Below are 12,099 nucleotides of genomic sequence, written 5' to 3' on the forward strand. Positions count from 1 at the left end.
ACCGGCAACGCCAACCCCGGAACTGGTAACAGCAACCCCGGAGCAGGTAACGGCAACCCCGGAGCAGGCAACGGCGACAACGGAGCAGGCAACGGCGACAACGGAGCAGGCAACGGCGACAACGGAGCAGGCAACGGCGACAACGGAGCAGGCGACGGCAGCAACGGAGCAGGCAACGGCAGCAACGGAGCAAGCAACGGCAGCAACGGAGCAAGCAACGGCGACAACGGAGCCCGCAACGGCAACCCCGGAGCAGGCCGCAGTAGCAACGAGCTGGACAATGTTCCGGAAACAGGAGATCATAGCACATCGCCAATCTTCTACCTGGCTTTAGCGCTAATGTCCTTGATTGTGATCGGGCTCTGTCTGCCTAGTAGCAAGAAGAAAAAGTACATTCAATAACCGGAAAGGCGGTAAGAAAATGAGCAAAATCAAAAAAGTTCTTATCGCCTGTTCCTCTCTTCTGTTGGTTTTTTCTCTCTTCAAGGCTGCGACAATTCTTTTGCAGGATTATGAGGAACAGCGGCAAATGAAAGAATTAACCGAAACCTGGAAAAAAGGATCGGAAAAAGGTGAGGGTGCTACAACACCCTCATCTTTTATTCCGAAGGCGCATGAACCGGTTATGCTCCCTGAATATCAAGAGCTTTACGGGAGAAACCCGGACATCATCGGTTGGCTGAATATGGACGGCACCCGAATTGATTATCCGATCATGCAGAACCCACAGGATGCGCAATACTATCTCAATCATGATTTCGATAAAAAGAAAAGCAAAAACGGGCTTCCCTTTTTGGATGCATACAGTCGGATAGACGGTTCAGGCATTATGCTGATTCACGGACATCACATGAACAGCGGCATGATGTTTGCAGATTTGATGAAGTACAAGAAAGAAAGCTATTATAAGGAGCATGCTAAGTTCCAGTTCAGTACGCTTTACGAGAAGGAAGACTATGAGATTGTTGCCGTTATTCTTTCCCAGGTTTATCAGAAAACGGACGACGTTTTTAAATATTACGACATTGAGAAGATAGGAACATCTGCGGAGTTTGACTCGTATGTTCAGAACATCAAGAATCTCGCGCTTTACGACACGGGCGTGACAGCCCGGTATGGCGACAAGCTTATTGTACTATCTACGTGTGAATACTCAACCGAAAACGGTCGGTTAGCGGTGGTCGCCCGAAAGTATACATGACGATGTTGAAACACGGATTCAAGCTGCTTCATATCGCGTTCTCCCTAGGAGGACGTGATTTTTTTAATAGGTTTAACTTTTCATTCCCCACGGAACACCCTCAGCATCTTTTCTCCGGTTTGGCTTAACCGCTTTTCAGCACCATGCGGGTGCAGCGGCTCACTCCAGGTAACTCCATCGCCTTCACCATTTTGTTTGGTGCATCGACTACCGAGGTGGATGCGACCATACTACGATCGGGATGGTCATTGAATTCAGCATCTCGTTATGCTCCCTTACCGCATCCTCTTATTTTTCACTCGCCAAAACAGGCAGTTTTCATTAAGATTAGGTATGAGTGATAAAAGATAGCGCTTTCTTCGAGTAGGGGGATTTTTTATGCCAAAGTATTCCCGTATTTTTCGTAATTTGTTGCTCTCTTACATCGTGATTCTAATTATTCCGAACGTGGCCGGTTATATGTCGTACCGGACTTCGATCTCCGTCACGGAATCGGTGTCCATCGAGAACAACATGACCCAGCTTCGCAAGAGCCAGGAGATTCTGGAGCGGAGAATGGCGGAGGTCGAGAGCTTTACGCGGCAGATGGCCTTGAATCAGGATTTGCAAGTGCTGATGAATGAAAAGGGCTCGGATGATCGGGTGAATCTGTACGGGATCTGGAAGGCCAACCAAGACATTAGGGCCTTCAGCCAAACCAACGATTTTCTGAAGCAGTTCTACATCTACTTGAACAATTACAATGTCGTGTTGACGCCGGCCTCCGCGTATATGCAGCCGGAGCGCTACTACCAGTCTGTCTATTACAAGGATGTGCCCGTCGAGGCATGGAAAAAGGACGTATTGGAGCGGACGCATAATAGGGAGATCATGCCACTGAGACCTGCTGTGTCCAATAGCGTGGAAACCTCGGTGATTACGTATATGCAGTCGCTGCCGCTGGATACGTTCAACGGCGCTGCCCGCGCGACAGTGGTGGTGGTGATTGACGAAAGTATGATCGCGAGTCTCCTCTCGGACATTCAGGATCGCTATGGCGGCTGGTCTCACATCAGCGATGCTGAGGGGCGCACGATTAGCTTGGCCGGCATCGGCGAAGCCGATATCAGCCGTCTCTCTTCGGACAGCCGCTTCGATCCAGACAAGGAGAGCCAGTTCTATAACGATGACCTGGTGCTGACGATCCGTTCCCATACGAACGGCTGGGTTTACCGGGCAGGCATCCCCAGACAAGTGCTGATGGAGAATGCGAATAAAATCAAATCGATCACCTGGACCTTCACGGGTACAGCCTTGATCCTCGGCCTCTTGGTAGGTCTGCTCCAGGCCTATCGGAACAGCTCGCCGCTTCACAAGGTGCTGAACGTGATGAAGGAGCAGTTCGGCAAGGAGGCCTTGACCGGGCGCAATGAGTATGACTTTATCCACGGGAATATCTCCAGCATGATTACGAACAATAGGCGGCTGGAAGCGGAGTTGAACCGGCAGCTTCCTCTTATCCGGGACGCGTTCCTCAAGCGTCTGATTTCAGGCGAATTCCGTTCGCAGGAGGAGATTGCCGCCGCTGCAGCTCAAGCCGGCGCCGGGCTGCAGGTGGAGCGGGGCAGCATCGCGATCCTACAGATCAACGGGTACACGGGGATGGACAGCGTGGAGATCCTCAACGAGCTGAATGCCGCACGGCTCATTGCGAAGCAGGCGCTGCAAGATCTCGGCCGTCCTCTGCATATGACCGATCTGGGCGCCGACCGGGTTGTCGCGATCTTCGGGGCCGAGGAAGGCGAAGGAAGCCAAGAGGCGGGTGATATGGAGATCGAGCGCTTGCTTCATGAGCTGGTCCAAGGGGTATTTGACGAGTATAAAATGACGATTACGGTGGCACTGGGTAATCCATTTGCCAACGCGATGGAGGTCAGTCATGCGTACGAGCAGGCCAGACAGGTGCTGGAGCATGCGTTGTACAGCAATCGAAAGGGCGTGCTGTCCTACCGGGAGGCGCGTCTGGAAAGTGACACTTATTATTACCCTTTAGATATTGAGCTGCGACTGATCAGTACGATAAAAATGGGAGATATGGACGAGGCCAAACGAATTTTCCGCGGGATTCTGCTGCAAAACATGGAAAACCGGGAGCTGTCCCTGGAGATGAGGCATCAGCTGGTCGGCGAGCTGAAGGGCACCTTCCTGAAATTGCTTCATCAGAAAACCTTCCTGGAGTCAGGTTTCTTCGAGCAGCTCAAGAACCGAATTGTCGGCATGCAAGCGACCGAAGAAATTCAAGTCATCGCTGAGCAGATGGAAGTCTTGATGGAGGAGCTATGCGGATTCATCACGAGTAAGAAGAATGATCATCATAACAAGACCGTGGAGCAGGTGATCGCCTATATCTCCCAGGCATATAGCGATCCCGATCTGAACTTGTATCGTATAGCCGAACAGGTGGAGCGCCCGGAGAAATATATCTCTAACTTGTTCAAAGAGGTGACGGGCATGAACCTCTCCGATCATCTGGAGAAAGTAAGGATGGACCATGCGGCTGAGCTGCTGAGAGGGAGGCTGTACACACTCGACGAGATTGCTTCCCTGGTCGGCTATAACAGCTCCCATTCCTTCCGAAGAGCCTTTAAGCGTGTGGTAGGGGTGTCGCCAAGCGCCTACAGGCAATCGATGTCCGAAGAGTAAACCGCTTACCTCAAATTCTCGGAGCCTCGGCTGCCGGGATTTTTTGGCCTTAGTGCAGGCGATTCAAGCAAGTCCAGGCTTGAAAAGGGAGAAATGGATGGTCTTCTGACAGATGTACGCTGCCTGAAGCGGAGAACTGTACGCTGAATTCACCCAATTGTACCTATCTAGAAACTGGAATGATCCCCTACAATGAGGAAAAGAAAGCGTAATCATTTTATGTCAGTCTCAGTTTGGGAGGTATGGCTGTGGAGAAAGGCATCGCAACCCGTTATAACACGCAGACGAAAACCAGCAGACTTGGCCTCCAGCAGGCAGCGGCCAAAAGTTTCAGGAAGCATTGGCAATTGTATCTGCTGATTCTTCCCCCGGCAATGTTTTTTCTTATATTTAAGTACTATCCGATCTTGAACGCGGTGCTGGCCTTTAAGGACTACAATGTCATCAAGGGCATCTGGGGAAGCCCCTGGGTCGGGTTCAAGCATTTCCGACTCTTTTTTGAAAACCCTTTATTTTGGACCCTGATGAAGAACACGATCTACATTAGCGGTTATCTGCTGCTTGTCGGATTTCCGATTCCGATTCTGCTTGCTCTGGCGATTAATGAAGTGCGCAACGAACGCTTCAAGCGGCTCGTCCAGCTGGTCACCTTCGCCCCTTACTTCATTTCGATGGTCGTCATGGTCTCCATTATTATGCTGTTTCTGGCGCCGCGGCTCGGGTTCGTCAATGTCGTCCTGAATCATATGGGGCTGGATTCGATTAATTTCCTTGGAGAGCCGGGCATGTTTCGTTCGATTTATGTATGGTCCGACGTTTGGCAGACAGCTGGCTACTACTCGGTCATATTCCTGGCCGCTCTCGCGGGAGTCGATCCCTCGCTGTATGAAGCGGCCAAGGTGGATGGCGCCTCACGCTTCCAGAAGATTGTACATGTCGATCTGCCTGGGATCCTGCCTACGATCGTGGTCGTCCTCATCTTGAATGTCGGCAATGTGATGGCGATTGGCTTCGAGAAGGTCTACCTGCTGCAAAATCCGCTGAATACGGTCAACTCCGAGATCATCGCCACCTACGTGTACAAGGTCGGATTACTGAATGCTAACTACAGCTTCGCGACGGCGGTAGGGTTGTTCAATTCCGTGATCAATCTGATTCTGCTGGTTGTCGTCAATGGACTAGCTAAGCGGTTTGCGAATAACAGTATTTGGTAGAAGGGGGTGCAACATGTCCACGATGAAACTCAGAAGTACCAAGATCAAGGATTCGCTAGGCGACCGCCTATTTCTGATCGCGATCTATGCGGCTTTAAGCCTCATCCTACTGATTGTGCTGTACCCGCTGATTTATGTCATCAGCAGCTCGTTCAGCAGCCCGGCCGCAGTCACCTCCGGCAAGGTATGGCTCTGGCCGGTCGACATCTCCCTGAAGGGGTACGAAAATTTGATTCAAAACCCCAAGGTGATGAGCGGCTATGCGAACTCCATCTTCTATACGGCTATGGGCACCTGCATCAGTGTCGTCCTGACGATTATGGTCGCGTATCCGCTGTCCCGCAAAACCTTCTTCGGCAAAAATGTGCTGATGATGCTCGTTACCTTCACGATGCTGTTCAGCGGCGGACTTATTCCGACTTATCTGGTCGTCAAGCAGCTAGGATTGATCGACACGCGGTGGGCGCTATTGATTCCCAATGCCATCTGGGTCTGGCAGGTGATCATTACCCGCTCGTTCTTCCAATCGTCGATCCCGGATGAGCTGTTCGATGCCAGCGAAATCGACGGCGCCAGCGATTTCCGGTTTCTGTGGAGCGTGGTGGTGCCGTTATCCAAGCCGATTCTGGCGGTGCTCACCTTGATCTATGCCGTCGGCCAATGGAACGCTTACTTCGATGCGCTGATCTATCTGAAGTCCGCGAACTTGTTTCCCCTTCAGCTGATACTGCGGAGCATCATCATTCTCAATAACAGCTCGAATGCGACGGATGCGTTGAAGCAGGTCGAACGGCAGCAGTTGGCCGAATTGTTGAAGTATTCCCTCATCGTGGTGACCACGCTTCCTGTGCTCATTATCTATCCGTTCGTGCAGCGCTTCTTCGTTCAGGGGATGATGGTCGGCTCCGTCAAGGGTTAAGCGGAGGATGATTCGGTTACCGTGATGAAAGGGGGAATGGAGTTTAGAATAAGTTCGGCAAACAGCACATCAGGCGATAAGCCAAGCAGTGATCCTCGAATAAAAAGGGAGCGGGTTCGATGAAAAAGAAATGGGTAAGCGCATTAGCACTTGTTCTGCTGTCCAGCACCGTATTGGCCGCATGCACGAAGAACAGCGTGGCGCCGGAATCCTCGGAAGACGCAGCGGGAGGACAGCAGGGTCCTGTACAGATCAGTGTATTCGCTCAGCAAGATAATTCGATCGATCTGAAAACCAACAAGTTCACAACGTTTATAGAGGATAAATTCAATGCCAAGTTCAAGTTCGAAATCATACCGTACGACGGTGCCAAGGAGAAGCGGCAAATCTCTCTGGCCAGCGGCGATTATCCGGACTCCTACATCCTGACGGCCTATATCGACCAGTTCTCACAAGCTGATCTGCTCAAGTACGGCAAGCAGGGCATCCTCGTGCCGCTCAATGATCTGATCAATCAGTATGCGCCGAATATCAAAGCGGCTATGGAGAAGGACCCTACGTTCAAGAGCTTCATCACGGCGCCTGACGGGAATATTTATGGACTCGGCTCCTATTCGCAGTGCTTCCACTGTTCGTATCCGAATAAAATGTGGATCAATACAAGCTGGCTCAAGAAGTTAAATCTCGAGATGCCGAAAACGACCGAGGACTTCAAGAAAGTGCTCCAGGCGTTCAAGAAGAACGACCCGAATGGTAACGGCAAAGCGGACGAGGTGCCGCTGAGCGGCTCAACCGAAGAGTTCGGTGTTCATGTCATCCCTTTCCTGATGAACGGCTTCATCTATAATGACGACCGCAATTATCTGACCATGTCAGGCGGCAAGGTCGACACGGCGGCGAATAAGCCGGAATGGAAAGAAGGCCTCGCGTACATCAAGTCGTTGTACGACGAAGGCTTGATCGACCCGGGAGCCTTCACGCAAAATGCCGAGGCGTTCAAGAAGATCGGCGAGAACGCCGGCACGCAAATTCTGGGCGCAGGGGCTGGCATGCACCCGGCGATCTTCGTCAATATTGACAAAGGAAACCGCAACTCGGCCGATTACAATCCAGTGCCTCCGCTGACAGGCCCTCACGGTGCCCTGGCAACGCATGATGGAGGAGGCCTCAGTCCGGGAGCCAAATTCGTCATCACGAATAAGGCTAGCAAGGAAGCGCAGGTCACGCTGATCAAGATGGTGGACTACATGTTCACCACAGAAGGCCAGACCAACGCCGCCTCCGGGATGGAGGGCATCGACTGGAGGAAGCCGAAGGAAGGCGAGGTCGCTCTCGGCAAGGGCGTGAAGCCTCAAGTGGCCTCCATTCCGTCGGTCGAAGGGGAAGCGCCGCGTAACGCCGGATGGAGCGGCATGGGACATTTCTATCAGCCGAAGGAATACCGGGACAGCTTCGTCCAAGGCACCGATGTCTATGACTCGGCCAACTACGAACGCAGGCTGTATGATGCGACGCTGCTGTACCAAGGCCATGAGCCGAAGGAGATTTATCCGCTCTGGGCGGTCTGGATTAATCCGGATGAGACGGATGAAGCGAGCATTCTGCAGACGAACCTCAAAAACTACATCGATCAAAACTCGCTTCAATTTATTACCGGGAACAAGGACTTGAACAAGGACTGGGATGCGTACGTGAAGGGACTCGAGAATCTGAAAATCAAACGTTACCTGGAGATTTTGCAGAAAGCGTACGACACGGCGGCTTATAAAAAGTAAAGCTGACGACCGTATACGGGTCAGAGACTCAGGTGAACGGCAGATGGTGAAGGCTGAACGTTACCCGTAAGCTGCACGGATCCAAGGAAGCCTTGGAGGTGGGAAGCATCACGCCGTGTGGCATCCTACTTTATTTTCCGGCTTCCGGAGGAACAGGTCACGTATTGGGACTTCGATGTGCCGGTGGAGGCAGGTACGCGACGGGACAGCTCGGCAACCGCGATTGCCTGTTGCGGCATGCTGGAGCTGATCAGCCATCTTCCGCAGGAAGATCCGGATCGGGAGAAATTCGAGCGAGCCGTGCATAGCTGCATGGCGTCGCTCACAGAGAATTATTGGACCCGCGATGACCCGGATGCGGAAGGCCTGCTGCGCCACGGCTCCTACCATGTACGGGGCGGGTTGTCGCCGGATGACTTCGTCATCTGGGGGGATTACTTCTACATGGAAGCCTTAATGCGGCTCGTGCGAGGGGTACCGGGGTATTGGTATGAACGGAAATAACCGCCATCTTCTATAAAGTAGCGAGAGCGAACGTCCGCAAGCTTCCCGAATGGGGAGGCTGGCGGGCGTTTTTTTATGAACATGGAGCGCCATACTTTTTACACACATTTCCCGCAATTTTGCCCAAACTGTTCGGTACACTAGGAGCTATGAACCGGTCCAGGATCCGGCAAGCCGATCACAGAGCTGCCCTTGACACGCAGAGACCTGGTTCCGGTAGAACTAGATACAGCGGAGGCGAGAGCAGCTATGAAACAAAGTGAACCGGAGTTGAAAAGTTCGTCGGATGAAGACAGATTCCATGCGCTTTATAACAGGTATGCCCAATCCGCCTATTGTGCGGCTTATAAGATTACTAAGGACCACTACCTGGCGCAAGATGTGGTTCAAGAAACCTTTATTAAGGCATTCCGCCATCTCGATGTATTAAGCGATGAGAACATCCAGCAGGCTTGGCTGATTATCACTTCCCGAAATACGGCCATCGATGCTTACCGCAAACGGCTCCGGCGCTTGGAAATACTCGATGAATGGTCCACCACGCGTACGGGTACGGGCGGAAAGGAAATCGAGCTTTTCGCGGACATGGAGCTCACTCGGGAGCTGCTTTTAACTTTACAGCCCTTGCAAAGACAGGCGCTGCTGCTTGTTTATGCACATGGCTTTACGTATGAACAGCTTGCTTGTTATCAAAAAACGACGGTGAGCGTGATCAAAACCAGGCTGCACCGGGCCAAGCTTAAAATGAGGTCTATAGCTCAAAGCTTGGACATGACGAGTTAAAGGCGGAGGGGCGGCTATACGCGTTCTCGAAAGGTATGGAGGGACATTCATATATAATGTTCCCGCATACCGTGCATGTGGAGTGTACAGTAAGACTTGAAAGAAAAGACACAGCCGATTAAACTGTATCTTAGTTCTGTAGAAGAGGGTTTGAAAGATTATAGTGAATTTTAATTTTTCCGCCCTCGAATACTTCAATTTTTTGTATTAACCTTTTAAGAACGTGTTTCACGACCTGTACATCGTCAATGTCGAGGGTCGAGAACCGTTCTATTTCTTTTTTGAAAACTTGCAATTGTTCGGCGAGGTCTTGTCGCGCTTCAAACAATACGATTAGTAAATTTCTTTTCACTATTTCATTTCGTTCAGCTTCGTAGAAATTACGTTTCAATTCCTCCATAAATTTTTCGGCGTTCTGGTTTTTGATTTGGTTCGTCATAGTGTAAACAGCCCCTTCGTTTTTTGTTTCTTATGCATACCTATGTCGCGGCGATTATTCGATTTGTGATGCTCCACCGTTAACAATGTAAAGAACCGCCGACAAAACGCCCCGGAAAGCCGAAATGCGAAAAACCCGACAAGGTACCTGCCGGGGATAATATCGTTACAAATCAAAATATACTAAAGTAATATTTTTGTATGGAAATTAGTCTAGCAGCTTTGAGATAAAAAGTATTTTATAGATTACTTAGTATATGTTTTTACTCTAGGCGGAACATAATTTGCAAACTTTTCTAATAATCCTGCTGGCTCCTGATCTACTAAAAGCATTTGATGGTACTGATCTTGCAAAAACTGTTGTTCGTTCATATGGTCGAAAAATGAAATCAGCAGATCAAAATAATTGTTAGCATTTAATATACCACATGGTTTTTGATGTAAACCGATTTGACTCCATGTAAATACTTCGAAAAACTCTTCTAATGTACCGGGACCACCTGGAAGCGCAATAAAGGCATCTGCTAACTCCATCATCTTGCTTTTTCGCTCGTGCATGGACTCAACAGTAATTAATTTTGTTAAGTTTTTGTGTGATATTTCTCGTTCCTCAAGTAGCTTTGGAATCACACCAATGACTTGACCGCCCGCTTGTAACACAGTATCAGCTACCGTTCCCATAATTCCAACACTGGCCCCGCCGTACACTAAAGTAATGCCACGTCTTACTAATTCTTCACCTAATTTTATTGCCCCTTCTTTGTATGCTATAGAAGATCCATTACTAGATCCACAAAAAATAGCTATTTTATTCATAAAATTAACCCCATTTCGAAGAATATTATATACTAATAATTACTTGAATTTTGTTTAATAAATAGGGGGTACATAAATTGGACGTAAATGCGTTTCAAAAATGGGTGAAGGATTATTATGAAGCACGAGGTTGGTCAGAACTCGATATATTCATTCGCATTGGTTTTTTAGCGGAGGAAACGGGAGAAGTAGCACGTGCTATTAGAGCGTTAGAAATTGGTCGAGATCGTCCAGATGAAACCATCGGAACATACGCTGAAAATAAGCAGGAGTTAATAGAAGAACTTGGTGATGTACTAGGGAATGTTATAGTAATTGCCAACAAGTACGATATTAGTATTGGGGATATATTTAAATCTCATCAAGAGAAATTATTTAATCGTTATAAGCAGAAGTTCAGAGTATTACACAATTGTAGATTTATATATGAATTGGAATTACCCCGTCGTCTTCCGTTATTTTAACGGTCAGCAAGCGGGGTTTTTTTTAAGTTATTTTCGCTTAACCGACACAAATCCCCCTTTTCTTCGACATAAAGGTGGATTGTCAACAGTAAATCAGACAGCTTTTTTAAGGGCTGCATGGCGATACTGAATAGGCGTCATATTCAAGTGTCCCATGAATCCGATGCTGGTTAAACCAGTTAACATAATCGTATAATTCCAGTTCCAGGTGACGAAGACTCTGGAAGTTCATCTGGTTCACGAACTCCGTTTTCATAATCTTGTAGGTCGCTTCCGCAACAGCATTGTCGTAGGGACAGCCTCTCATGCTCAGGGATCGGCCAATTTTAAATGTCTCCAAAAGCGCATCCATCGTTTGATTTTTAAATTCGCTGCCACGATCGGTATGGAACCATTGAATCTGAGATCAATCACCTTGAACCGTTGCAAAGGCACGGGAAACCAACGCAGCATCCTTATGAGGACCTACGCTATGGCCGATGATTTCTCGATTGAACAGGTCGATAAGTACACAAATGTAATGCCACCGGTTCTGAACTTTTACATACGTCAGATCACTGACAACGAATCGTCTAGCCTCCGTTTGATCGAATTCGCGATTCAGTGTATGGGCTGTAGATGCTTCATTACATGCGGCCTTAAGGGGGTTATATTGGGACACGGTGTACGTGGAAACAAGCCCATTCTCTTTCATGATCCGACCCATTCGACGCCTGGAGACGACGAAACCACGTTCCTGGAGCTTGACTTTGATCTTGCGTGTACCGTAAACTTTTCGATTCTTATGGAAAATGTCCACAATCGCTTCGTTGATATCTTCTTCGTTCGTTTGTTCTTTCGCTTCATAGTAAAACGTACTTCTTTCGATTTGCAGGACGTCACACATTGCTGATACCGAGTATTTATCACGATTATTCTGGATGATAGCTACTTTCGTCCCATGATCAGCGCGGCTTGCTTTAAAATATCCACCTCCATTTTCAAACGTTGGTTTTCTCTTCGTAAAGCAAGCAGCTCATTTTCTTCTGACGAGCGATTGTCCTTCTCCTTGAAGGATCCTGTGGTCGTGGCTTGTTTGATCCAGCGGTCTAAAGCGGAGGCGGTGAGGTCATATTCCTCCACAATTGCTGCTCTAGATTTACCGTTTTCATAGAGTTCCACCATTTGTTTTTTGAATTGTGCTGTAAAGGTACGTCGTTGTTGTTTTGGCATTGTAGAGATCCGCTCCTTAGGATGATAGGTTTATTCTACAAGCCCTTATTTTTATTGTCCAACTAAGTGTAGACGATCCAGGTGATAAACT

10 protein-coding genes and 2 pseudogenes are annotated in these 12,099 nt (G+C 49.0%); 9 read left to right on the top strand and 3 right to left on the bottom strand.

Translation table 11 applies throughout. The features are described 5' to 3' along the window. The 8 genes from WMW72_RS20420 to WMW72_RS20455 form a co-directional block, all read left to right on the top strand. A partial coding sequence (locus tag WMW72_RS20420) for a hypothetical protein (RefSeq protein ID WP_341417407.1) occupies positions 1-402 on the top strand: 402 nt, incomplete at its 5' end. Positions 403-421: 19 nt separating this feature from the next. Further along, on the top strand, positions 422-1,201 hold the full coding sequence (locus WMW72_RS20425) for a class B sortase (RefSeq protein WP_341417408.1): 780 nt from the start codon (positions 422-424) through the stop codon (positions 1,199-1,201). A 378-nt stretch (positions 1,202-1,579) separates the two neighbouring features. Further along, entirely contained in the window at positions 1,580-3,883 is a 2,304-nt protein-coding gene (locus WMW72_RS20430; protein WP_341417409.1) for a helix-turn-helix domain-containing protein, read from the top strand. A 242-nt stretch (positions 3,884-4,125) separates the two neighbouring features. Then, the gene (locus WMW72_RS20435) at positions 4,126-5,097 is read left to right on the top strand and encodes an ABC transporter permease (protein ID WP_341417410.1); all 972 of its coding nucleotides are present in this window, start codon (positions 4,126-4,128) and stop codon (positions 5,095-5,097) included. 13 nt (positions 5,098-5,110) lie between these two features. Then, the gene (locus tag WMW72_RS20440; protein WP_341417411.1) at positions 5,111-6,016 is read left to right on the top strand and encodes a carbohydrate ABC transporter permease; all 906 of its coding nucleotides are present in this window, start codon (positions 5,111-5,113) and stop codon (positions 6,014-6,016) included. Between the two features lie 119 nt (positions 6,017-6,135). After that, positions 6,136-7,791, top strand: a complete 1,656-nt coding sequence (locus tag WMW72_RS20445) for an extracellular solute-binding protein (protein WP_341417412.1) — start codon at positions 6,136-6,138, stop codon at positions 7,789-7,791. Positions 7,792-7,908: 117 nt separating this feature from the next. Further along, positions 7,909-8,295, top strand: a complete 387-nt coding sequence (locus WMW72_RS20450) for a hypothetical protein (RefSeq protein WP_341417413.1) — start codon at positions 7,909-7,911, stop codon at positions 8,293-8,295. A 249-nt stretch (positions 8,296-8,544) separates the two neighbouring features. Then, the gene (locus WMW72_RS20455; protein ID WP_341417414.1) at positions 8,545-9,078 is read left to right on the top strand and encodes an RNA polymerase sigma factor; all 534 of its coding nucleotides are present in this window, start codon (positions 8,545-8,547) and stop codon (positions 9,076-9,078) included. Between the two features lie 130 nt (positions 9,079-9,208). Here WMW72_RS20455 and WMW72_RS20460 read toward each other — a convergent pair whose 3' ends face one another. Both WMW72_RS20460 and WMW72_RS20465 read right to left on the bottom strand, forming a co-directional pair. Continuing rightward, on the bottom strand, positions 9,209-9,517 hold the full coding sequence (locus WMW72_RS20460) for a hypothetical protein (RefSeq protein WP_341417415.1): 309 nt from the start codon (positions 9,515-9,517) through the stop codon (positions 9,209-9,211). 245 nt (positions 9,518-9,762) lie between these two features. Continuing rightward, a complete protein-coding gene (locus WMW72_RS20465; RefSeq protein WP_341417416.1) occupies positions 9,763-10,332 on the bottom strand; it encodes an LOG family protein in 570 nt (189 codons plus the stop codon). Positions 10,333-10,409: 77 nt separating this feature from the next. Between WMW72_RS20465 and WMW72_RS20470 the strand changes: the two are divergent. Then, a pseudogene (locus WMW72_RS20470) lies at positions 10,410-10,724 on the top strand (MazG nucleotide pyrophosphohydrolase domain-containing protein); the annotation flags it as partial. A 165-nt stretch (positions 10,725-10,889) separates the two neighbouring features. Here the strand turns inward: WMW72_RS20470 and WMW72_RS20475 are convergent. Beyond that, positions 10,890-12,008: pseudogene (locus WMW72_RS20475) on the bottom strand (IS3 family transposase). Between the last annotated feature and the right edge of the window lie 91 nt (positions 12,009-12,099).

Origin of the sequence: Paenibacillus filicis, assembly GCF_038070315.1 — a bacterium.
Lineage (GTDB): Bacteria > Bacillota > Bacilli > Paenibacillales > NBRC-103111 > Paenibacillus_G > Paenibacillus_G filicis.